The sequence below is a fragment of the Desulfohalovibrio reitneri genome, from assembly GCF_000711295.1.
GTDB lineage: Bacteria > Desulfobacterota > Desulfovibrionia > Desulfovibrionales > Desulfovibrionaceae > Desulfohalovibrio > Desulfohalovibrio reitneri.
Window position 1 is genome coordinate 111,422 of sequence record NZ_JOMJ01000003.1, and the last position, 21,758, is coordinate 133,179.

Here is a 21,758-nt window from a genome sequence, read left to right on the forward strand (position 1 = left end):
TTCAGATTATAAATCATATTCGTATAGTGTCAAGTGCTTGTCAGCTTTTCTTCCAGCTCTTTTCCTCGCCCCTGGCCAGGCGGCCGATGTTCTCGCTGTGCTTCCAGTAGAGGAGCACGGCCATGGCCAGGGCGGCCAGGATGAAGCCCCATTCGGCGGTGAGCAGCAGGAGCACGGGCATGGCCGCGCCGAAGAAGAGCGCGCCCATGGAGACGTAGCCCGTGACCTTGATGGTCAGCAGGGTGAGGATGACGGCGAAGAGGGTCTGGCCGAAGGCCAGGGCGAGGAAGGCGCCGATGGAGGTGGCGAAGCCCTTGCCGCCGGACAGCCCCAGGAAGCAGGAGTGCATGTGGCCCACGATGGCCGCCAGGGCGCACAGGGAGAGGAACACCCAGTTGTCGCTGAAGGTGGTGGCCGCCCACACGGGCAGAAGGCCCTTGAGCAGGTCCAGCGCCAGCACGGCGACGCCATAGCGCGTGCCGCACAGCCGGGCCACGTTGGTGGCGCCGGTGTTGCGGCTGCCAGCGGTGCGCGGGTCCACCCCGCAGACGATGCGGGAGATGAACAGGCCGAAGGGGATGGAGCCGATGAAGTAGGTCAGGGCCAGCCAGCCCAGGGTCAGGAACATGGGGATTCTCCTTGGGTTTGGACGCCGGACATCCTGGCCCAAAAGCCCTGCCGAGGCAAGACGGCCCTTCCATCAGAGGGCGGAAATGTGGCATCATGGCTATATGCTGCGGACCATGCCCCACAGTCTCCATGCGGATCGACCGTCGCCGCTGTGGCTTTTGCGCGAGCAGCCGGACGAGCGGGACGCGCCCGTGGACTTCGACGAGCCGGAGGAGGACGGCGGGGGCGAGGAGGACGACCTGCTCTGCGCCGCCTGCGGGCTGCCCATCACCCGCCGGGTCTACGCCATCGAGCGGGGCGGGGGGCACCGCCACACCTTCGCCAACCCGCACGGGCTGGTCTTCGAGGTGGCGGTCTACGGCCCGGCTCCCGGGGCCACCGGCCTGGGGCCCCGCAGCCACGAGTTCTCCTGGTTTCCGGGACACGCCTGGCAAGTGGTGGTCTGCGCCCGCTGCAACATCCACCTGGGCTGGCGCTTCACCGGCGAGACCGCCTTCCACGGCCTGCTCCCCTCCCGGCTGAAAGAGCGCGGCGAGTAGCCGCTATTCCTCGATTGCCTCGGCCACGCGGATTTCGTTGCGCAGGGGGTCGGTCTTGCCGAAGCGCAGCAGGAAGCGCTGGCCGGGGATGAACTTGTCCCCCACCAGATCCTTGGGCGCGCGGGCGAAGATTTGCAGGTCGGGCACGGCGAAGGTGACAAGGGGGCCGTTTTCCTCCACCGCCACGGCGGGCCAGGTGATCTCCGGGTGCTGCTTGACGTGCAGCAGCTTCCAGTAGCGGGGGCGGAAACGCTGCACTCGGGAGGCGGCATCCAGCCGGGCGCTCAGCCGGGGGGTGATTTCCTCCAGCCGTTGCCGGGTGAAGGGCGGTTCGGCTCCCGTGGCCCAGGCGTGCAGCTGGGCGCAGTTGATCAGGTCCGGATAGCGGCGCAGGGGAGACGAGGCCGGTGCGTAGGCGTCCAGCCCCAGACCCCGGTGCGGCTTGGGGTCGATCTCCAGAAGCGCCGGGCCCATCTGTTTGACCGCCTGGTAGATGTCCAGGGGGTCGGACCAGACTCCGGCGTACTCCGGGGGCAGGTTGAGGTCCTGGGTGCGGTGCAGCATGGGCAGGCCATGCTCCCGGCCCAGCTCGGCGCAGGCGCGGTTGGCCAGGATCATGGCCTCGCTGACCAGCAGCTGGGAGCGCGGGGTCTCCTCCTTGGTGTAGACGGCCACCTCCACGTCCCCGTCCCGGGGCTCAAGCTGTACGCACGGCTCGGGCCGGTCGATGACGATGGCCCCGTCCTCCACCCGTCCGGCGCGCAGCTTCTCGGCCAGCTCGTAGCCCACGGCGGGCATGGAGCCTGGGTCCCCGGCGGCCAGTTCCTCGGCCCGCTCGTAGGTCATGTTCTCGGCCACACGCACGGGGATGAAGCGCAGGCTCCGCTCCAGCACCTTTCCCGTGGGGGAAAGGCGGAAGGAGAGCAGCAGGGCGGGCCGGGCCTCGTCCGCCACCAGGGAGTAAAGGTGGCAGCCCAGGGCCTCGGGCATCATGTGCGCCTCGCCCTCGGGCAGGTAGAGGGAGGTGGCCCGGTGGCGTACCGCCTCGTCCAGTTCGGTGCCAAAGCGGTAAGCGAAGGTGGGGCAGGCCAGGGCGATGTCCATGGCGTAGCCCTCTCCGTCGCGGCGCACGTCGAAGGCGTCGTCTATGTCGCGGGTGGTGGAGGCGTCGATGGAGATCAGGCGCGGTTCCACGGCGGGCTCGGGCAGTTCGGCGCGCACCGCTTCCTCCTGGCGGCGCACCTCCTCGTCCTGTCCGCTCCACCAGTCGTCGCCCCAGGCGAAGTCCGCCTGGTCCAGGTGAAAGTTGTGGTGGCGGGACAGGATGCCCCATTTCTCGGCCAGCAGCAGGGGCTGGTGGGGGTGGTCGGGCAGCCCCTTGCGCAGCTCCCGCCACAGGGGGGCGGCCTCCTTGTCCTCGGGGTCGCGCACCAGCGCCCGCAGCATGTCCGCCAGCCGCGCGGAGGTCTCCTCGTCCTCGGGCGGGGCGGGCGCCTTGTCCTTGGGCGCGTTCCACAGCGCCTTGACGAACTCCCGGCCCTCGCTCACCAGCCGCTCGCGCAGCCGCGCCCGCTCCGCCTCGGCTCGCCTCCGCTCCACCTGCTCCGGGGTGAGAAGATGGAAATCCGGCGGGTCGAACTTGAAGTGCGTCTTGCAGGCCAGAAGGGCGCGTCCGGCGGCGGCCACGGCATCCGGGTCTGGTGACTGGCCCAGCAGCTCGGCGAAGAAGGAAGCCGGGGCGGCCTCCACCTCTTCCCCGGCTATCTCCCACAACTCACCGGCGTCTATGAGGGCGGCCGCCTCGTTGCGGCGCCGCTCATGGGCGGTGAGGAGTTTGAGGATGTCCTCCCGGCTGGATTCCGGAGAGTAGCACGGCCCGGCCCACGGCAGGGCGCGTCCGGCGGCCAGCTTCATCTCCTTGCCCGTGGGGGTGAGCAGGGAGAGGCTGTTGCCGTTGTCTCCCCGCACCCAGGCCAGGTGCGGCTGGTTGCCCAGCATGTATTCCACCAGGCAGCCGGGGCCCGGGCGTTGGTCGGTCTGCGACATGCGAGTTGCTCTTTTACCGCTTCGTCTCTGCGCGTCGGGTCTGTAAGTTCATAGGCTCGGGGCGGGGTGTGCGGCCGGAGCTCTCGCGTGCCGGCCGTATCCCCCGCCTCGAGTGCGCGGGCGCGGCGGCCGCCCTAGTGCTTGAAGGAGCGCTGTCCGGTAAAGACCATGGCCACCTGCGGGGTGGCCTGGTTGACCGCCTGGATGACCTCGGCGTCGCGGATGGAGCCGCCGGGCTGGGCGATGGCCGTGACGCCCTGCTCCAAGGCCAGGTCCACCCCGTCGCGGAAGGGGAAGAAGCCGTCGGAGACGAGCACCGACCCCTCCAGTCCGCCGCGGGCGGCCTCGGCCCTGGCCTCGATGTCGCGGTACGCGGCCGCGGCCTCCTCGTCGGTAACGGCTTGGTGCATCAGTTCGTACAGGGAGCGGCCCGTTTCCTGGAAGCAGAGCAGGTCGGCGTACTTGGTGTAGGCCTTGGAAACAGTGATCTGCACGCAGCCCACCCGGTCCTGCTCGCCGGTGCCGATGGCCACGGTGGCGCCGTCGCGTGCGAAGATGACCGAGTTGGACGTGACCCCCGCCTCCACGGCCCAGGCGAAAAGCAGGTCCTCGGCCTCCTGGCTGGTGGGGGCGCGGGAGGTGTACTCGTTGCCCTCCTTGTCCGAGGCCTGGGCGGGCAGGAAATCCTCCACCGCGCGGATGCGGTTGCGGAAGGAGAACTGCAGCACCTGGCCGCCGTCCACCAGGGACTTGAATTCCAAAAAGGGCTCGGAAGCCAGGGTTTCCAGGTCGTTGATGCCCGGAATCTCCAGGATGCGCAGGTTCTTTTTGCTCTTGAGCAGATCCAGGGCGTCCGCCTGGAAGGAGGGGGCGGCCACCACCTCGAAGTAGGCCTGGTTGATGCGCTCGGCCGTGGCCTTGTCCAGCGCGCGGTTGAGCACGATGGTGCCGCCGAAGGCGGCGATGCGGTCGGCCAGGAAGGCCTTCTGGAAGGCCTCGGCGATGCCGTCGTCGCTCCAGGCCGCGCCGGAAGGGTTGTTGTGCTTGAGAATGACCACGGCGGGCTTGGCGGAGAGGTACTGCAGGATGTTCAGCCCGTGGTCCACGTCGGTGAGGTTGATCTTGCCCGGATGCTTGCCCGCCTGGAGCATGTGCTCCTCGGTCAGGGCGCTGACCAGCCCCTTGCCGGAGCCGCGCAGGGCAACGCCGCCCACCTCGAAGGAGCCTTCCACCGGCTCGTACAGGGCGGCGGGCTGGTCCGGGTTCTCGCCGTAGCGCAGCCCCTTCTCCCGGCCGTCGATGGTCCAGGTGCGTTTGGCGAAGCGCACGGTGGAGTCGCCGAGGGTGATGGACATCTCGGCCGGGAAGGGGTCTTCGGACATCGCGCGGTACATCTTCTTGAGGTCGCTCACCACAGCCTCCTTGGCGTCGTTTCGAAGAATCGGCCAACCTAGCAGAAAACGTCCCGGTTGTCTCGCGCCGCTTCCAGGGTGGCCCTTTCGGGCCGGGCCCGCTTCTGCTATGGTTTCCGTCTTGGCGGCGAGGCGGCCGTGGGCGAGTCCGGCGCGAAGGCGCGCCGCCCCCGGCATACGCGACCCGCCAGTGATTTCCAGGAGGATCGATACGTGGACAAGGCGCTTCTGAAACTTGCCAGGCAACTCAACGCCTTCGATGAGGCGTCCCTGACCTCGCTCTTCGAGCGGTACGCCGACCAGGTGGACCGCTTCGAGCCGAGCCAGCGCTGGGAGGAGGCTGTGCTGGTCCTGGGCATGATCCAGGCCGTGCGGTTCAAGAACCAGCTTTTCAACCACCACTGGTCGCGCACCGCCGAGCCCGACGCCGAGCGGCCCACGCATTCGCCGGAGCCCGCGCCCGAGCCCGAGACTCCCGCCAAGGAGGAAGGCCGGGGCGAATCAGCCGGGCCATCCGGCCGGAACGGCGGCCAGAAGCGGGGCAAGGTGCTCCGCTTCGTTCCCCGGGACGACGGCTAGTCCCCGCAGCGTGTAGTAGAACAGCCTGATGTTGGCCACGTACTCCGCGGCCTCGTGGCCGCGCGTGTAACCGTGGTCCGCCTGCGAGTAGTAGCGGCGGCGGGTCAGCAGCCGAAAGGCCTTTTTGACGTTGCGCCAGCGGCTGGTGTCCGTGCCCCGTCTGCCCGCCAGGTCGATGGCGTCGCGGGCGTGCTCCAACCCCTGATTGTAGGCGGCCAGGGTCACGAACCAGCGGTTCCAGGGCGACAGCCCCTGGCGGTCGATTCGGTCGTGCAGGTGGCGCAGGTAGCGCGCCCCTCCCCGGATGGACTGTCCGGGGTCGGTGCGGTCGGCCACGCCCAGGGTCTCGGCCGTGGCCAGGGAGAGCATCATCAGACCGCGCACGCCGGTGTAGCTCTTGGCGTGCACGTCGAAGCGCGACTCCTGGTAGATGACCGCGGTGAGGAAGAGGGGGTCGAGGTTGTTGGCCCGGGCCGCCTCCAGGATGGTCTCGCGGTACAGGGGCAGCTTGGAGCGCACCATCTGCCGCAGATGCCACTGCTCGTAATAGTCGAACTCGCGCGGCAAAAAGCTCAGGTAGCGCACCGCCAGGTCCGCGGCCAGTTCCTTGCCCCGCTCCTCCCAGAAACCGGGCAGGCGTTTCTCCAAGCGCTTGTCCGCGGCGCGCCAGTGCCAGTTGCGGAAGATGCGCTTGCCGGTCCGCCTGGTGGGCCGCACCTCGTCCACCACCGGTTGCCAGAGGCGGTACTGCCGGTCGTCGGCCGCGGCGAAGCGCGCGGCGTGGCCGCGCATCATCTCCAGCAGAGGGCGCAACTCGGGTCCGGTGGTCAGCACTTCACCTTGCGGCGCGCAGTCCGCCTCCGTGCGGGTGTACTCCTCCAGCAGGCCGGGCAGGGCGGGGATTTCCTGCAGCAGAAGCGGCACCCGGCACAACCTGGCCGGATCGGAAAGGGGGAACTTGCGGTTGTTGTGCAGCAACACCACCTCGGAGGGCAGGTAGTTGGGGCCGGAGCGGACCTCCTCCCGCACCCACTCGGGCGGGGTGAGGCCGGGGCCGATAAGCACGTCCGCCTCGCCCGAGGCCAAAAGCCGCCAGCCCTCTGACCAATGATTGATATGCCGCCAGCGCGGCTTTAGCCCGGCGGTCTCGCAAAAGGCCTGGACAAGTTCGGTCTCGAAGCCCGGGCCGTAGGGGCCCAGCGTGGAACGGACCAGCTCCGAGGGCGCGGCCGCCACCACCAGGGTACCGGGAGGACCGGCACGCCGGTCGGGTTCCGGCACCAGGAACAGAAGGCCCAACTGGATCGCGGCCAGAAGGGCCACAGCCAGCCAGGTGTGGTGGACTCGGGTGTGTGTGAAGGGCATGGTCGTGGCCGGGAAGGGCGCGGCGCGGATTGACAACTATCCGGCGACCCTTTACCGCAAAGGGTCTTTGTGGAAACGCGCCGATATCCCGGACGTGCAATTTTTCAGCATGGAGCGAGCCATGTCAAATACGGTGGTTATGGGCGCCCAGTGGGGCGACGAGGGAAAGGGCAAGATCGTGGACCTGCTCACGGAGCGGGCGGAAGCCATCGTCCGGTTCCAGGGCGGCAACAACGCCGGCCACACCCTGGTGGTGGAGGGGCGCACCCTCATCCTGCATCTCATCCCCTCGGGCATCCTCCACCCCGGCAAGATATGCCTCATCGGAAACGGCGTCGTCCTCGACCCCGCCGTCTTCCTCAAGGAGGTCGACACGCTGATCGAGAAGGACGTGCCCGCCGGGCCGGAGCGGCTCATGGTCTCCCGCCGCACCCATCTCATCCTGCCCTACCACAAGGCCCTGGACGCGGCCCGCGAGGCCGCCCTGGCCGGGGGCAAGATCGGCACCACGGGCCGCGGCATCGGCCCCTGCTACGAGGACAAGGCATCCCGCGTGGGCGTGCGCGCCTCGGACCTGGCCGACATGGACCTGGTGCGGCAAAAGGTGGAGCGCGCCCTCACGGAAAAGAACGCCCTGCTTGAGATGTACGGCGGCGAGGCCATCAGCGCGGACAGCGTCATGGAGGGGCTCGAGACCCTGGCTGAGCGGCTTTTGCCCTACATCCAGGACGTGCCCGGCACCCTCGGCGAATACATGGATTCCGGCCGGTCCGTGCTCTTCGAGGGCGCGCAGGGCACCTTCCTGGACATCGACCACGGCACCTACCCCTTCGTCACCTCCTCCAACACCGTGGCGGGCAACGCCGCGGCCGGCACCGGCTGCGCCCCCTCCCGACTGAACGAGGTAGTCAGCGTGGTCAAGGCCTACACCACCCGCGTGGGCTCCGGCCCCTTCCCCACGGAGCTGGACGACGCCTGCGGCGTGCACATGGGCGAGAAGGGCGCGGAGTTCGGCGCCACCACCGGCCGCAAGCGCCGTTGCGGCTGGCTGGACGTGGTGCTGCTGCGCGAGGCCGTGCGCCTCAACGGCCCCACCTCCCTGGCCCTGACCAAACTGGACGTGCTGGGCGGGCTGGACGAACTGAAGATCTGCACCGCCTATGAATACGAGGGCCGGACCCTGGACTATCCCCCGCAGGAGCAGGGCGCGCTGGAAGGCGTGAAGCCCGTCTACGAAACCCTTCCGGGCTGGAAGGAGGACATCTCCGAGGCCCGCTCCCTGGACGACCTGCCCCGGGCGGCCCGCGACTACGTGGCCCGCATCGAGGAACTGGCCGGGGTGCGCTGCTCCGTGGTTTCAGTGGGCCCGGGCCGCGAACAGACCATCATCCCCGGCTGATTCCCGCCTTCGGTTAAAAGCCCGGAAAGCCCCGCCGCTCGGTGCTTTCCTGGCTTCCCCTTGCCTTTTTCTTTCCGATTCCTTATAGAATGGCACCCTCCGCCCGGGTGGGCGGCGGCCCATATATTTCATCGTTGCAGGAGGACGTTGTTTCATGACCCGCAAGGACCGCACCGAAGGCATCTATTCGCGCAAGGAGGTTCTCGACGAATCCGAGCGCAGGCAATACTACCTTATCCAGCTCAAGGATTTGCTGACCTACGCCTACCGCTATTCCGAGGACGTCAAGAAGCGTTTCGACCGCGCCCAGTTCCAGCCGGAGAAGTTCAAGAGCCTCTCCGACCTCAAGCACATCCCCATCCTCAAGAAGAAGGAGCTCATCTTCCTGCAGTCCATGGGGCCCCGCCTGGGCGGCCTGCTGACCAAGGACCTGGGCGAGCTGCGCCGCATCTTCCTCTCGCCCGGCCCCATCTTCGACCCCGAGGACCGCTCCGACGACTACTGGGGCTGGACCGAGGGCTTCTACGCCGCGGGCTACCGCACCGGCGACGTGGCCCAGATCACCCTCAACTACCACCTCATCCCCGCGGGGCTGATGTTCGAGGAGCCGCTGAAAAACCTGGGCTGCGCCGTCATTCCGGCCGGACCGGGTAACACCGCCTCCCAGCTGGACATCATGCAGAAGCTGCGGGTGACAGGCTACGTGGGCTCGCCCTCCTACCTCATGCACCTGGCCCAGAAGGCCGAGGAGATGGGGCTGAACCTGCGCAAGGACCTCTTCATGGAGGTGGCCTTCGTCACCGGCGAGAAGTTCTCCGAGAAAATGCGCAACCAGATCGAGAAGAAGTTCGATCTTATCATGCGCCAGGGCTACGGCACGGCGGACGTGGGCTGCATCGGCTACGAGTGCTACCATAAGACCGGCCTGCACATCGCCAACCGCTGCTTCGTGGAGATCTGCCACCCCGACACCGGCATCCCGCTCAAGGACGGCGAGGTGGGCGAGATCGTGGTCACGGCCTTCAACAAGACCTATCCCCTCATCCGCCTGGCCACCGGCGACCTGTCCTACATCGACCACTCCCCCTGCCCCTGCGGCCGCTCCACGCCGCGCCTGGGCAACATCGTGGGCCGTGTGGACACCACCGCCCGCATCATGGGCATGTTCGTCTACCCGCACCAGGTGGAGCAGGTCATGTCCCGCTTCGAGGAAATCAAGCGCTGGCAGATCGAGGTCACTAACCCCGAGGGCATCGACGAGATGACCCTGTACGTGGAGGCGACCAACTTCCGCCGCGAGGACGAGCTGCTGCACACCTTCCGCGAGCGCATCAAGCTGCGGCCCACCCTCGACGTCCTGGCCCCGGGCACCCTGCCGCCGCAGATCCGGCCCATCGAGGACAAGAGGCAGTGGGACTGATAGCCAGACTGCTGACCGCGCTGGCGGTGCTGGGCCTGGCGGGCGCGTGCGCCCCCAGGCCCGCGCCGCCGCCTCCCACGCCCGAGCCGGGCACCTTCCTCGGCGCATCGGGCGACACCCTCTCGGCCGAAGACGTGGCCGCCCGCGTGGCCGAGGCCGACGTGGTCCTGCTGGGCGAGGGGCACACCTCCCGCTGCGACCACGCCGCCCAGGTGGCCGTCATCCGTGCCATGGCCCGCGCCGGGCTTGAGCCCTCCATCGGCTTGGAGATGGTCCCCCTGGACCGCGCCGACACCCTTTCCCGTTTCAACCGGGCCGAACTGACCGTGGACGAGCTGCCCGAGGCCCTGGATTGGCAGGACGCCTGGGGCTACGACTTCGAGTTGTACGAGCCCGTATTTCAATCGGCTGCCGAGCTGGACCTGACCGTCCACCCCCTCAACGTCAGCCGCCGGGTGGCCGGAGCCGTGGGCGACGGGACCGAGGCGGACCTGCCCGACGAGCAGCGGGCCATGCTGCCGGAAAATATCATCCCGCCCACCGGGGAGCAGCGCGAGGCCCTGCGCGAGCCCTTCCTCCAGCACGGCAAGGAGGAGGGCGACGAGGAGGGTTTTCAGCGGTTCATCCGCGTGCAGTCGCTGTGGGACACGGTCATGGCCGCATCCGCCCTGGACGTGCTGCGCGAACAGGGACCGCCGGTGGTGGTGCTGGTGGGCGCGGGCCACGTGGAGAGCGGCTGGGGCATCGAGCACCGGCTGGGCGAACTGGCCCCGGATGTCCGGGTGGCCTCCCTGCTGCCCTGGCGCGGAGACGGCCCGCTGGAAGGCGCCGACCTGTACGTATTCTGCCCCGCTTCCCACCGTTCCTCCCTGGGCATGACCCTCAAGGAAGAGGGCGGCGCGGTGCTGGTGGAGGAAGTCCGCCAGGGCACCCGCGCCGAGGAGGCCGGGCTGCGGCGCGGCGACCGCGTGGCGCGGGCCGGGGGCGAGCCCGTGGAAGGACTGTCCAGCCTGCACAAGGCGGGCTTCGAGGCCATGCAGTCGGGCGAGCCGCTGCGCATGACCATCGAACGCGCCGGGGAGCGGCTGGAAATCTCCATCCCCCTCAAGCACGAGATGGGCCCCGGCGGCGGGGAAGGCGAGCCCGAGGCCGATTCCGGAGACGGCTAGTGCCCGAACTGCCGGAAGTGGAGACCATCGCCCGGGGGCTGGCCCCCTTGGTGGTCGGCCGCACCATCGAGGCGGCCGAGGTCACCTGGGCCAAGTCCTGCGGCGGCTGCGCCGAGACCTTCGCGAGCCGGGTGGTGGGCCGCCGCATCGAAGGCGTCCGGCGGCGCGGCAAGATGCTGCTGGTGGACCTGGACCGGGGCATGCTGGTCGCGCACCTGAAGATGACCGGCCGGCTGTGGGTGCCGCCGGAGGATTTTCAGGCGGACAACCACACCCACATCAAGATGCGCCTCTCCGGCGGCGTGCCCCTGCATTTCCGCGACGTGCGCAAGTTCGGCTGGCTGCGATGCCTCAGCACCGGCGAACTGGCCGCCATGGACCTCTACCGCACCATGGGGCCGGAGCCGCTGGAGCTGGACGCGGCCGGGTTCCGGAAGCTGTTCGCGGGCCGCCGCGGGGCGGTCAAGGCGCTGCTGCTCAACCAGAAGGTCATCGCCGGGGTGGGCAACATCTACGCGGACGAGGCCCTGTTCACCGCGAAAATCCGCCCCGACGCCAAGGCGGACCGCCTCTCCGCCAAGCGGCTGGACCGTCTGTACGCCGCGCTCCGGGCGGCCCTGGAACAGGGCATCGCCGAGAACGGCGCCAGCTTCCGCGACTACGTCAACGCCCGGGGCGACGCGGGCTCCTTCCAGAATTCCTTCCAGGTCTACGGCAAAAAGGGCCACCCCTGCCCCCGCTGCCAAGCCGAACTGCAAGCGGCCACCGTGGCCGGCCGCACCTCCACCTACTGCCCCCGCTGCCAGAAGGGCTAGCAATGCTTAAGGAGTATATTTTTGTCTTCTAATCAATTTCACCAACAAGATTTTGAAGCCATCTCTGCAATTGATAAAGTATACGCCAAGCGGTACTTGTTTTATCTTAATTACGCTAAAATTTGGAGGAAAGTATTATTCTGTATTTTTCCAGCTCTATCTCTAGTTATGTTTGTATTGGTGGGCTTCTTGCGTTATGACGGTTTTTATTGGCTTGGGGTTGTTTTTCTAGTGGGTTTTGCTGCTGTTGCAAGTACTTGCAAAGAGGGTGTAGAGCTAGCTTTTACGGGTAAACGCAATCAAATTCCTTTTGTTTATCTTATCTCTAAGATTGTGGCTGAGAAGGTGCTTGATAAATTTAGAGTGAAATTTGCCGACATAGATTTTGATTTTTTGCGCACCCGTCTCAACAAGAGGGCAAGTGTCAAAGATGAATTCAGTAAAAAGTTCGTTTTTCATTGTTCTTTTTTTGCAGGTATACTTAGTGGTGCGGCAGTTTTGATATTTGATAGGCTTCTCACTCCGGTTGGTGATCAGGCGGCATTGATATCTCTTCAAGGTATCTTGCTATTTGTTGTAATATCTTATTTGTATAGATTCTTTTCTGAGTCGACTGGGGAAAAGGTGTCCAACAAATTGGATATCTTAGATATTATCGAGAGTGAAGTAGGCAATCGCTAATGGCTTATCTAGTTCCAACCCTAAGATTGCCCCCACCTCCCCGAAGCGGACTGACACGATGTAAGGTGGCTTGAGCCCAAGCGCAACTAGGCCACAGGGCGGCGTTTGACCATGTGATGTGAACATGTATTGTGCGCGTTCGGCTCCGCATCCGGCGCTTGCGCCGATGCGATGCCCCGGCAACGCAACGTCGCGGGCCGTGCCTGTACGGAGGGCATGGCGCGTGTTCGTTCAAAAGCACAGACAAGAAGGAACCCCATAATGATCACCAGGCTTATTTCCACCAATCGGGCGGCCCTGTTCAGCGTGCTGGCCGCCGCGCTGCTCGCCTTTGCCGCCGTCCCGGCCATGGCCCAGTCCCAGGACCAGACCCAGGCCGCGCCCCAGAAGGAGTACAGCCAGCAGACGCTGGACAAGTTCGCCTCCGCCTACGTCAAGCTGGGCGAGATTCAGAACGAGTACGTGCAGAAGATGCAGGGCATGGAGGACCGCGAGAAGATGCAGCGCATGCAGGCTGAGATGAACCAGAAGATGGTCCGGGCCGTGGAGGCGCAGAACCTCGACGTGGAGACCTTCAAGAACATCTCCGGCCAGATGCGCTCCGACAAGGAACTCCGCGCCGAGGTCGGCCAGATGATCAAGTCCAAGACCCGGTAGGGAACGCCGGACATACCGCGCCCGCACCCTGGGCGCCCCAAGGCGAGCGGCCACCGCTCGCCTTTTTTTGTTGCGTTTGACGGCGACGGGGCGCCGCCTCCCCTGTCGCCAGCCGCCCCGAATCCTGCTACACCGCCTCCATGTCGCGTTCCATGGCCCGTAACGCCGCCACCGTGGGCGGGGCGACGCTGGCTTCGCGCGTTCTGGGGTTCGCGCGGGACGTGGTGGTGGCCTTCGCCTTGGGCGCGGGGGCCGGGGCGGACGCCTTTTTCGTGGCCTTCCGCCTGCCCAACCTGCTGCGCCGCCTGTTCGCCGAAGGCTCGCTGACCATGGCCTTCATCCCGGTCTTCACCCGGCTGCGGGAGAAGAGCGGGGACAAGGCGGCCTTCGCCCTGGCGCGGTCGGTGCAGTTTTGGCTGCTGCTCATCCTGGGCGGGCTGACCATAGCGGCCGTGCTGCTGGCCGAACCCCTCACCGCCCTCATCGCCCCGGGTTTTGTGGACGATCCCGCCCGCTTCGGCCTGACCGCCGATCTCATCCGCATCTGCTTCCCCTACATCATCCTCATCTCGGCGGTGGGGTTGTGCATGGGCGTGCTCAACTCCCTGGACCACTTCCTCATGCCCGCCCTGGCCCCGTGCGCCCTGAACGTGGCCCTCATCGGCTCGGCCCTGTCCGCCTGGGCGCTGGGCCTGTCCGTGCCGCAAGCCCTGGCCTGGGGTGTGCTGCTGGGCGGGGGGGCGCAGTGGCTCATGCAGCAGCGGGCCCTGGCGGCGAGGGGCTTCTCCTGGCGGGGGGAGTGGAACCCGCGCGCCGAGGGCACAGGACGGGTGGCCCGGCTCATGGGGCCCACGGTCTTTGGCGCGGCCGTGTATCAGGTGAACATCCTGCTCATCACCCTGCTGGCCTCCTTCCTGCCGGAAGGCTCGGTCTCCTGGCTCTACTACGCGGACAGGCTGGTGCAGTTCCCCCTGGGCGTCTTCGGCATCGCCATCGCCACGGCCGCCCTGCCGGGGCTGTCGCAATTGGCCGCGCGGGCGGAGTGGGAGCGGTTCGGCTCCACCACGGACACCGCCCTGCGCCTCATCCTGCTCATCTCCCTGCCCTCGGCCGCCGGGCTCATCGGCCTGGCCGAGCCGCTGGTCTCGCTGCTCTTCGGACGGGGGGCCTTCACCCCGGCGGACGCCCAGGCCACGGCCTCGGCGCTCATCGCCTATTCCGCGGGGCTGCCCGCCATCGCCCTGGTGCGGCCGCTGGTTTCCGCCTTCTACGCCCTGGAGGACACACGCACCCCGGTGCTGGTGGCGGCCGTGTGCATGGTGCTCAACGTGGGGCTGGGCTGGCTGCTCATGGGGCCCATGGCCCACACGGGGCTGGCCCTGGCCGTGACCGTCGCGGGCTGGGCCAACGCCGGAATGCTGGCCTGGGCCTACCGCGTCCGCATTGGCGGCTGGCCCCGGGCGGCGCGTTCGGCGCTTATCTGCGGCCTGCTCTCCCTGGGCGTGGGCCTGGGGGCCTGGTGGAGCCGCGAGCTGGGCGGATTGGTCGCCCTGATGCTCATCCCCGCCTGGGCCGCGGCCTACCTGGGAGCGGTGCGGTTGGCCGGGCTCCCCGAGGCCAAACTGCTCTTCGACGCCCTGCGGAGGCGGCGTGGCCGGGCCTGAGGAAGCGCGGGCGGCCTTTCCGCGCGGCCTGAACCAGCCCGAGGGGGGATTCCGCTTCGGTGCGGACGCCCTGCTGCTGGCCAGCCTGGCCGACCCTTGCCTGGCCACCATCGATCTGGGCGCGGGCTGCGGCGCTGCCGGTCTGGGGCTGGCCCTGCGGGGCGCGCCCCGCGTAGGACTCCTTGACCGCGACCCGGACATGGCCGCCTGCGCCCGCCGCAACGCCGACCTGCTGGGGCTGGCCGGGCGCACCAGCGTATATGAGTCTGACGTGCGCGAGGTGCGCGGCCACCCTGACCTGGCTCCGGAGTCCTGGTCCCAGGCCATCTGCAACCCCCCGTACCGGCGGCCCGGCAGCGGGCGGGAAGCCGCGCCCGCACGCCAGGGGGCGCGTTTCGCGGAAGAGGGGAGCCTGGACGATTTCTGCCGCGCGGCGGCCTACCTGCTGGCCAACCGCGCCCCGCTGTGCGCGGTATTCCTGGCGGAGCGGCTGGTCGACCTGTTTGCCGCCCTGCGGGCGGCCAGGCTGGAACCCAAGCTGGTCAGGCCTGTGCAAGGTAGGAGGGGCGGGCCGGTGCGGCTGGTGCTGGTGCGGGCGCTGAAAAACGGCCGCCCCGGCCTGGAGCTGGCCCCGCAACTGACCCTGTACGATGCGGCGGGCGCGGTCACGGCAGAGGCCCTGGATTTCTGCCCCTGGCTGGCGGCCAATCCGCGACGCGCCGGGAACGGTTGATTTTACCGGCCCGATGATGGAAATTCCCTGGGGGCCGCCCCGGCCCCGGAGCGATACATGACCCCCGATCCCCTGCATGGACTTCCTTCCGATCTGCGCGCGGTCCTGCTGCGCGGCGGCCTGGGCCGCGACTCCCTGCTGGCCGCTGTGCGCACCGGCAACGCCGCCCTGGAGCGGCTGACCGACCCGGACCAACGAGCGGCCACCTCGCGCGTTTCCCGCCACGCCCTGCTGGCCGCCTGGGAGGCCGCGCCCTTCAACGGCGAGCTGGCCCAGCACGCACGGGACATGGCCGAGACCCCGGACCCAGCCCGCGACGCCGTGCTGGCGGAGATGGCCGCCCGCCGCAAGCCCCCGCAAAGCTTGGCCTACTACCAGCGCCTCATGGCCCGGCGCGACGGCGGGAAGGTGCTGGGTTTCCTGGCCGGGCGGCTGGCGGAGGAGCCGGAGAACAGCTTCTGGTGGGACCAGGCCTATTCCTTCGGGCTGTTCGCGGCCGAGCCGGAATGGTTCGAGGACCATTTTTACCCCCGCCTGCCGGACTCCATGGCCTCCCTGGCCGCGCGGGTGCGCGGCGACAGCCTGCTGTCCCGCGACCGGCTGGAGGAGGCGGAAGCCGCCTACGCCGGAGCCGGGGAGAGTGTCTGGGTGCTCTCCGCCCGGGCCGAGGCCCGTCGCCGCCTGGGCGGCCGCGACGAGGCGGCCGACCTGCTGCGCCAGGCCGTGCGCTTCCGCCCCTGGCAGGTCCACCTGCCTCTGCGCCTGTACGATCTGGCCACCGGACGCGACCGGGAAACCGCGCCCCTGGACGGGGACGTGGCCGTGCTGCTCTATTCCTACGGCAAGCCGGACCTGCTGGACGCCACCCTGTCCAGCCTGTTCGCCTCCGACCTGCCGGACGGCGCGCGGGTGGTTGTACTGGACAACGGCTCCGGAGGCCGCACGCCGGAGGTGCTGGACTCTTGGCGGCAGTGCGCCTGCGGCCGCATTGAGACCGTGGAGCTGCCGGTGAACGTGGGCGCGGCCGCGGCCCGCAACTGGCTGTCCAGCCTGCCAAGCGTGCAAGCCGCCGCCTACTGCTGCTACCTGGACGACGACGTGGACCTGCCGCCCGACTGGCTGGCCCGGCTGGGCGCGGCCGTGCGGGCGCATCCCGAGGCCTACGTCTGGGGCTGCAAGGTGGTGGAGCACGGCTCGCCCCACGTGGTGCAGCACGCCGACCTCCACCTCATGCCCGAGGGCGACCCGGCCCAGCCGGAGAGCGAGGACTTCCGCGTGGCCGGAACCCACACCGAGGCTCCTGACCTGGGCCAGTTCGGCTACATTCGCCCCTGCCTCTCGGTGACGGGCTGCTGCCACCTCTTCCGCACGGCGGAGCTGCTGGAAGGCGGCCCCTTCTCCATCCACCTCTCCCCCTCGCAGTACGACGACCTGGAGCGCGACCTGCGGCTGGCCGCCCGGGGCCGCTACGCCGCCTACCAGGGCTTTTTGTCCGTGCGCCACAAGAAGGGCAGCGGCAAGGCCTCGCTCAGTTCCGCCAGCGAGGACGCCGGGGCGCGCGGCAACGCGGTCAAGCTCAAGGCCATGCATCCCCTGGAGGAGGCCCGCCAGCTGATGGTCGAGGACGCCGACCGGCTGGCCGCCGACCTGGCCGCCAAGCTGCGGGAGGTAACGTGCTGAAGCGGCTGCTGCTGACCGATTTCCTGGCCCACGAGAGCACCGAGATCGAGCTGGCCTCCGGCGTCACCGTGCTCACCGGCCCCAACAACGTGGGCAAGTCCGCCGTGGTGGAGGCCCTGCGCTGCCTGGCCATGAATCCCACGCCCAAGTACTTCATCCGCCACGGGGCCAAGGAGGCGCGGGTGGCGGCCGAGCTTGAGGACGGCACCTGGGTGGAGTGGGTGCGCAAGCCGAAAAACGCCCACTACCGCGTTTACCGCCCCGGCGCGGAGGAGGCGGAGGAATACCACAAGCTGAAGAAGGGCGAGGTGCCCCAAGAGGTGCGCGACCTTCTGCGGCTGGACCCGGTCAGCCTGGAGACGGGCGACTCCATCGACGTGCACATCGGCAACCAGCGCGAGCCCATTTTTCTTCTCAACCGCCACGGCGGGGTCGTGGCCTCCTTCTTCGCCGCATCCACGGAGACCGCCCACCTCATCGAGATGCAGAAGGCCCTGGACCGGCGGGTGAAGGAGGCCAAGCGCGAGGAACGGCGGCTGACCGGGCGCATGGCCGAACTTGCCGGAGAGCTGGACGCCCTGGCTGATCTGCCGAGACTGCGGCTGCTTACCGAGCGGGCCGAAGCGGTGGAGGCGGCCAGCCAGCGGTTTGAGCGGCTCATACCGGAAATGGAGCGGGTAGGGGAAGATATAGCCCGGCTGCGCGACAGGCGGGCCGCCCTGTGCCAACGCGCCGAAGCCCTGCGCCCCCTGCGCCGCGCGCCCGAGCTTTTTCTCGCCCGCCAACTGGCCGAGGCCATGGCGGAGCGGGAGCGGCTGGCCGAGGCCAAGCGCCGGGCGCGAGTCCGCGCCGATGCGCTGTCCCCGCTTTCCAGTCCGCCGGAATTGTTCGATACCCGCGCCCTGCGTCGGGCCATGGCGGAGCTGCACAGGTTGCGCACCCAGCGGGCGGACGCCCGCGCCCGCGCGGACATCCTGGCCGAGCCCGCTCCGCCGCCCGCGCCGCATCCCGTGACTGAAATGGAGGCCGCCCGGGCGGAGATCACGCGCCTGAACGCCCAGCGCCGTCGCCTGGCCTCCCGGGCCGGGGCCCTGGGCGAGCCGCCCCCGCCGCCGCGCCCCGAGGACCCAGCGCCCCTGGAGCGGCTGCTGCGGCAGGTGGCCGACCTGGAGGCGGAGCGGAAGAAGCTGGCCGCCGACCGCGACAAGCGCGAGGCTGAGCTGCGCCGGGTGCGCGGCGAGGTGGAGGAACTGCTGGCCGCCACCGGGGCCTGTCCCCTGTGCGGCCAGGAGGCGGACGCGGCCCACGTGCTGGGCGAACTGGCCGCCCAGGAGGAACGCGCGTGAGCGATTTTCCCGAAACCCTCCCCGAAAGAAGGGCCGACGGCCTCTTTTTCCTGGCCGACCCGCACGTGGCCGGAACTCCGCCCGGACAGCGGCTGGAGGGCTACGCCGAGCAGGTGCTGGACAAGCTCCGCGCGGGGCTGGATTACGCGCTCGAGCACAACCTGGAGCCGGTCATCCTGGGCGACCTCTTCCACTGGCCGCGCGAGAACCCCAACCAGATTCTGGTGGAGCTCATGCGTCTGTTCGGCCCGCGCAGGCCATGGGTGCTGGTGGGCAACCACGACAAGTACCAGGCCCGCCTCACCGAGGACTGCTCCATCGCCGTGCTGCGGCAGGCCGGGGCTGTGCGGCTCATGGACGCCGAAGGGCCGTGGTTCCGCTTGCTGGCGGGCGGCAAGCGGGTGCTGGTGGGGGCCTCGCCGGACGGCTTTCCCCTGCCGCGCGCGGTGGAGCGCGGCCCGGACGACGACGAGGTCATCTGGCTGGCCCACCACAACCTGAGTTTCCCCGAGTTTCCCGAGAAGCAGGTCAAGCTGCGGGAGATTCCGGGGGTGGACTGGGTGATAAACGGCCACATCCACCGCCCCCAGCCCACGTTGGCCGCCGGGGCCACCCGCTACGCCAACCCCGGCAACATCACCCGGCTGACCTTCACCCGCCGCACCCGCGAGCGCGTCCCGGCCGGGGCGGTCTGGCGTCCCGGGGCGGAGGACATTCAGCGGGTGGAGCTGCCCCATCTGCCCTTCGAGGACGTGTTTCCCGACCAAGAACTGCCGCCCGAGACCGAAGAGGAGAGCGGCCGCACCCGGGCCGATTTTCTGGACGGGCTGGAGCGGCTTGCCTGGCGGCGAACGGCCGAGGGCGCGGGGCTGCGCGATTTCCTGACCGACTATCTCGACCCGGAGGAGCCGGAAACCGGCCTCATCTGGGAACTCTACACGGAGGTGACACGCCATGACTAACGGTGGCGAACCCAAGTCCGACCAGGAGCTGGAACGGGAGCTTGGCGGACTGAAAGAGCGGTATGAAAAGCTGCGCGAGGAGAAGGTCCGCACCGAGGAGCAGCTGGACGGCCTGGAAAAGCGGCTGGACGAGGTGAAGGCCAGGGCGCGGGAGGAGTACGGCTCCGACGATCCCGGGGAACTGGCCCGTCTGCTGGAGGAAAAACGGGCCGAGAACGCCCGGCTGGTGGCCGAGTACCGAGAGCACCTGGAGGCCATCGACCAGGGGCTGCGCCAGGCCGAGGAAGCCGCCGGAGGCGGCGCGGAAGACACTTCCGGCAACGGGGAGGACGCGTGAGGCGGACCGGCGTCGGTGTCTACCTGCTGCTGACCTTCGGCATCGCCTGGGGTGTGTGGGAGGCCCTGGCCGGGCAGGGCTGGAGTCCGGGCGAGAGCCAGTTCATCACCCAGGTGCTGTACGGGGCCTTCGCCCCGGCCGTGGCCGCCCTGGCCGTGCGCATCCTTGTCACCAAAGAATACTTCGGCGACGCCGGGCTGGCCCCGCGCATCCGCCAGGGGTGGAAGCACTACCTCTTCGCCTGGCTCTTCCCCCTGCCGGCCGCTCTGCTGGTGCTGGTGTTGGCCAAGTACCTGGGCGCGGCCGAGGTGGACCTGACCTTCGAGGCCGGTCTGGCCAGGCTGGCCGAGGCGAGTGGCCGCTCCGCCTCCGCGCTGGGCGAATCCGGCTTTTTCCCTGTCATCGGCAGCTGCCTCACCGCCGCCCTGCCCGCGGTGTTCATCCTCTTTGGCGAGGAGTTCGGCTGGCGGGGGTATCTGCAGCGACGCATCTTCCCGGGCAGCCCCCTGGCCGCGGCCGTGGTCACGGGTGTCGTCTGGTCGGCCTGGCACCTGCCGCTCAACCTGCGCGGCTACAACTTCCCGGAGTATCCGGTGCTGGGCATGGCCGTGTTCACGGTGTCGCTCATCTTCCTGTCCATCATCTTCGGCTGGCTGCGGCGGTCCTCCGGGTCCATCTGGCCGGTCTGCCTGGCCCATGCCTCCTGCAACGCGGTGGGCGGCTCCCTGGTCTCCCTGGGCGTCATCCAGGGCTTCACCCCGGCGGCCGCCTTCCTGGGCATGCTGGGTTGGCTGCCGCTGGGCGGGCTGGCCGCCTGGGTGGCCTCCACCGGCCGCCTCGGTGGTGCGGACGGGGACGAACCGCCCGCCACCCCGGAACCGGACAACCGGACCGCGCCGGTGGAGCCGGAGGCCTAGGTGAGCGGACTGCGCGAATTGTCCTCCCGCCTGGAACGACTGCAGGCCCGAGCCGAGGAGCGCCACGGCGAGTGGCTGCGCGCCAGGGCGGAGCTGACCTCGGCGCGGGAGTTCCTGGAGCTCGCCCCCGCGCCTCGGAACGGCTGGACGAGCTGTCCTCCGAGTTGTTCGGCAGGGTGCTGGAGGAAATCACCTCCAACCTCACCCTGGCCGTGCGCGACATCCTGGGCCAGGACCGCACCGTGAGGGCCGTCCGCGACGTGCAGCGGGGCAAGCTGCACATCACCTTCACCATCGAGCAGGACGGCCAGGAGGAGGACATTCTCACCGGGCAGGGCGGCTCGGTGTGCAACATCCTCTCGGTGGGGCTGCGGCTGGTGGCCCTGTCGCAATTGGACCCCGCCCGGCACCGACCTTTTCTGGTGCTGGACGAGCAGGATTGCTGGCTCAAGCCGGACCTGGTGCCCCGCCTGACCGGAGTGGTCAAGGCGGTGGCCCACAAGCTGGGGGTGCAGGTGCTGCTCATCAGCCACCACCACCTGGACCGCTTTTCCTTCAAGGTGGACCGGATATACGGGCTGGAGCCCGGCCGCGACGGGGCCAGGCTGCGGATTCTGCAGGGAGAGGGGGAGGAATCCCCGTCCGCCCAGGGCGGAACGGACGGGGAGTTCGCGGCGGACCGCGGCGTGGACTAGCGGGTGATGGCGTCGAGGTTGTCGCGCAGCCAGTAGTGCAGGTTGTATTTCTTTTCCAGCTCCTCGCGCAGGGCGTTGGTCTGGGAGCGGTCCATCTCCGCGATGCGGATGTAGGCACGGCGGTTGGGGTCGCCCGGGGGGTAGACCGTCATGATGGACAGGATGCGCGCGCCGTGCTGGGCGATGTCCTGCAGCACGGGCTTCAGCGCGCCCGGCTCGCGGGAGAGGGTGAAGGCCATCTGCAGCCCGCCGTCGCGCACGCGGGTGATGTCGATGAGCACGCGGAAAACGTCGGTCTCGGTGATGATGCCCCGGACCACGTTGTCGTCGTCCACCACTGGCAGCCCGCCCACGTGGCGGTCGGTCATGACCACCGCGGCCTTCTCCACGGTGTCCTCCAGGTGCAGGGCAAGCGGATTCTGGGTCATGATGTCTTTGACCTTGATCTCCGAGAGCAGGTAGTACAGCTCGTGCACGTCCAGGGTGGTGGCCTTGGAGGGGGAGGCCTCCTTGACGTCGTGGTCCGAGACGATACCCGTGAGGCGGCCCTTGTCATCCACCACCGGCAGGCGGCGGATGTCGTGGTCCTTCATGAGCTTGGACGCCTTCATCATGGTTTCCTCGGGGCGCACGGTGACGACCTCTTTGGTCATCCAGTTCTTGACCAGCATCGTGAGCGGGCTCCTTGGCTTTGGTTCAAGCGGTCGATATG

General features: G+C 68.5%; 21 protein-coding genes. 16 read left to right on the forward strand and 5 right to left on the reverse strand.

The window, feature by feature from the left end; translation table 11 throughout:
- Positions 1-40 precede the first annotated feature (40 nt).
- Positions 41-628: a glycerol-3-phosphate 1-O-acyltransferase PlsY gene (gene plsY / locus N911_RS0100805; RefSeq protein WP_029893443.1), complete on the reverse strand. Its 588-nt coding sequence runs from the start codon at positions 626-628 to the stop codon at positions 41-43.
- 115 nt (positions 629-743) lie between these two features.
- On the opposite strand from plsY, the gene N911_RS17250 reads away from it, so the two are divergent.
- On the forward strand, positions 744-1,169 hold the full coding sequence (locus tag N911_RS17250) for a cereblon family protein (RefSeq protein WP_138774301.1): 426 nt from the start codon (positions 744-746) through the stop codon (positions 1,167-1,169).
- 3 nt (positions 1,170-1,172) lie between these two features.
- Here N911_RS17250 and N911_RS0100815 read toward each other — a convergent pair whose 3' ends face one another.
- A complete protein-coding gene (locus tag N911_RS0100815) occupies positions 1,173-3,215 on the reverse strand; it encodes a ribonuclease catalytic domain-containing protein (protein ID WP_029893445.1) in 2,043 nt (680 codons plus the stop codon).
- A gap of 134 nt (positions 3,216-3,349) precedes the next feature.
- Positions 3,350-4,627, reverse strand: a complete 1,278-nt coding sequence (locus N911_RS0100820; protein WP_029893447.1) for an IMP cyclohydrolase — start codon at positions 4,625-4,627, stop codon at positions 3,350-3,352.
- 213 nt (positions 4,628-4,840) lie between these two features.
- Between N911_RS0100820 and N911_RS0100825 the strand changes: the two genes are divergently transcribed.
- Positions 4,841-5,206: a hypothetical protein gene (locus N911_RS0100825; RefSeq protein ID WP_029893449.1), complete on the forward strand. Its 366-nt coding sequence runs from the start codon at positions 4,841-4,843 to the stop codon at positions 5,204-5,206.
- On the opposite strand, the gene N911_RS0100830 is transcribed toward N911_RS0100825, so the two are convergent.
- Positions 5,129-6,571, reverse strand: coding sequence for a transglycosylase SLT domain-containing protein (locus N911_RS0100830; protein WP_051693775.1), 1,443 nt, complete (start codon positions 6,569-6,571; stop codon positions 5,129-5,131). The two genes, N911_RS0100825 and N911_RS0100830, sit on opposite strands and share 78 nt — an antisense overlap.
- A gap of 121 nt (positions 6,572-6,692) precedes the next feature.
- Between N911_RS0100830 and N911_RS0100835 the strand changes: the two genes are divergently transcribed.
- The 14 genes from N911_RS0100835 to N911_RS16425 all read left to right on the forward strand — a co-directional run bounded on the left by N911_RS0100835 (position 6,693) and on the right by N911_RS16425 (position 21,046).
- Positions 6,693-7,970: an adenylosuccinate synthase gene (locus tag N911_RS0100835; protein ID WP_029893453.1), complete on the forward strand. Its 1,278-nt coding sequence runs from the start codon at positions 6,693-6,695 to the stop codon at positions 7,968-7,970.
- 154 nt (positions 7,971-8,124) lie between these two features.
- Positions 8,125-9,390 carry a phenylacetate--CoA ligase family protein gene (locus N911_RS0100840; RefSeq protein WP_029893455.1) on the forward strand — a complete coding sequence of 422 codons (1,266 nt, stop codon included), beginning with the start codon at positions 8,125-8,127 and terminating at the stop codon, positions 9,388-9,390.
- Positions 9,381-10,559 (forward strand): ChaN family lipoprotein, encoded by a 1,179-nt coding sequence (locus N911_RS0100845; protein ID WP_051693777.1) that lies wholly within the window; start codon positions 9,381-9,383, stop codon positions 10,557-10,559. Before N911_RS0100840 ends, N911_RS0100845 begins: the two co-directional genes overlap by 10 nt.
- Positions 10,559-11,374, forward strand: a complete 816-nt coding sequence (gene mutM / locus N911_RS0100850) for a bifunctional DNA-formamidopyrimidine glycosylase/DNA-(apurinic or apyrimidinic site) lyase (RefSeq protein WP_029893459.1) — start codon at positions 10,559-10,561, stop codon at positions 11,372-11,374. The genes N911_RS0100845 and mutM overlap by 1 nt, the downstream gene beginning before the upstream one ends.
- Before the next feature lie 21 nt (positions 11,375-11,395).
- The gene (locus tag N911_RS18185; RefSeq protein ID WP_138774302.1) at positions 11,396-12,055 is read left to right on the forward strand and encodes a hypothetical protein; all 660 of its coding nucleotides are present in this window, start codon (positions 11,396-11,398) and stop codon (positions 12,053-12,055) included.
- A gap of 261 nt (positions 12,056-12,316) precedes the next feature.
- Complete coding sequence (locus N911_RS0100855; RefSeq protein ID WP_051693779.1) at positions 12,317-12,712, forward strand: DUF4168 domain-containing protein; 396 nt, start codon at positions 12,317-12,319, stop codon at positions 12,710-12,712.
- A gap of 152 nt (positions 12,713-12,864) precedes the next feature.
- Positions 12,865-14,376 (forward strand): murein biosynthesis integral membrane protein MurJ, encoded by a 1,512-nt coding sequence (gene murJ, locus N911_RS0100860; RefSeq protein WP_237559858.1) that lies wholly within the window; start codon positions 12,865-12,867, stop codon positions 14,374-14,376.
- Positions 14,363-15,109, forward strand: a complete 747-nt coding sequence (locus tag N911_RS0100865) for a tRNA1(Val) (adenine(37)-N6)-methyltransferase (protein WP_029893465.1) — start codon at positions 14,363-14,365, stop codon at positions 15,107-15,109. Before murJ ends, N911_RS0100865 begins: the two co-directional genes overlap by 14 nt.
- Positions 15,110-15,166: 57 nt before the next feature.
- Entirely contained in the window at positions 15,167-16,789 is a 1,623-nt protein-coding gene (locus N911_RS0100870; RefSeq protein WP_035104173.1) for a glycosyltransferase family 2 protein, read from the forward strand.
- Complete coding sequence (locus tag N911_RS0100875) at positions 16,783-18,135, forward strand: AAA family ATPase (RefSeq protein ID WP_029893468.1); 1,353 nt, start codon at positions 16,783-16,785, stop codon at positions 18,133-18,135. The genes N911_RS0100870 and N911_RS0100875 overlap by 7 nt, the downstream gene beginning before the upstream one ends.
- On the forward strand, positions 18,132-19,097 hold the full coding sequence (locus N911_RS0100880; RefSeq protein WP_029893469.1) for a metallophosphoesterase: 966 nt from the start codon (positions 18,132-18,134) through the stop codon (positions 19,095-19,097). Before N911_RS0100875 ends, N911_RS0100880 begins: the two co-directional genes overlap by 4 nt.
- On the forward strand, positions 19,090-19,434 hold the full coding sequence (locus N911_RS0100885) for a hypothetical protein (protein WP_035104183.1): 345 nt from the start codon (positions 19,090-19,092) through the stop codon (positions 19,432-19,434). Before N911_RS0100880 ends, N911_RS0100885 begins: the two co-directional genes overlap by 8 nt.
- Positions 19,431-20,351 carry a CPBP family intramembrane glutamic endopeptidase gene (locus tag N911_RS0100890; protein ID WP_051693781.1) on the forward strand — a complete coding sequence of 307 codons (921 nt, stop codon included), beginning with the start codon at positions 19,431-19,433 and terminating at the stop codon, positions 20,349-20,351. The genes N911_RS0100885 and N911_RS0100890 overlap by 4 nt, the downstream gene beginning before the upstream one ends.
- A gap of 71 nt (positions 20,352-20,422) precedes the next feature.
- On the forward strand, positions 20,423-21,046 hold the full coding sequence (locus N911_RS16425) for a DEAD/DEAH box helicase family protein (protein ID WP_341860285.1): 624 nt from the start codon (positions 20,423-20,425) through the stop codon (positions 21,044-21,046).
- On the opposite strand, the gene N911_RS0100900 is transcribed toward N911_RS16425, so the two are convergent.
- Positions 21,043-21,717 (reverse strand): CBS and ACT domain-containing protein, encoded by a 675-nt coding sequence (locus tag N911_RS0100900; protein ID WP_029893474.1) that lies wholly within the window; start codon positions 21,715-21,717, stop codon positions 21,043-21,045. The genes N911_RS16425 and N911_RS0100900 overlap by 4 nt on opposite strands.
- Between the last annotated feature and the right edge of the window lie 41 nt (positions 21,718-21,758).

Bases quoted from the DNA above. Each gene is read 5' to 3' on its own strand.
- plsY (WP_029893443.1), bottom strand. From the start codon at position 628: ATGTTCCTGACCCTGGGCTGGCTGGCCCTGACCTACTTCATCGGCTCC.
- N911_RS17250 (WP_138774301.1), top strand. From the start codon at position 744: ATGCCCCACAGTCTCCATGCGGATCGACCGTCGCCGCTGTGGCTTTTG.
- N911_RS0100815 (WP_029893445.1), bottom strand. From the start codon at position 3,215: ATGTCGCAGACCGACCAACGCCCGGGCCCCGGCTGCCTGGTGGAATAC.
- N911_RS0100830 (WP_051693775.1), bottom strand. From the start codon at position 6,571: ATGCCCTTCACACACACCCGAGTCCACCACACCTGGCTGGCTGTGGCC.
- N911_RS0100835 (WP_029893453.1), top strand. From the start codon at position 6,693: ATGTCAAATACGGTGGTTATGGGCGCCCAGTGGGGCGACGAGGGAAAG.
- N911_RS0100840 (WP_029893455.1), top strand. From the start codon at position 8,125: ATGACCCGCAAGGACCGCACCGAAGGCATCTATTCGCGCAAGGAGGTT.
- N911_RS0100855 (WP_051693779.1), top strand. From the start codon at position 12,317: ATGATCACCAGGCTTATTTCCACCAATCGGGCGGCCCTGTTCAGCGTG.
- murJ (WP_237559858.1), top strand. From the start codon at position 12,865: ATGGCCCGTAACGCCGCCACCGTGGGCGGGGCGACGCTGGCTTCGCGC.
- N911_RS0100870 (WP_035104173.1), top strand. From the start codon at position 15,167: ATGACCCCCGATCCCCTGCATGGACTTCCTTCCGATCTGCGCGCGGTC.
- N911_RS0100885 (WP_035104183.1), top strand. From the start codon at position 19,090: ATGACTAACGGTGGCGAACCCAAGTCCGACCAGGAGCTGGAACGGGAG.
- N911_RS0100900 (WP_029893474.1), bottom strand. From the start codon at position 21,717: ATGCTGGTCAAGAACTGGATGACCAAAGAGGTCGTCACCGTGCGCCCC.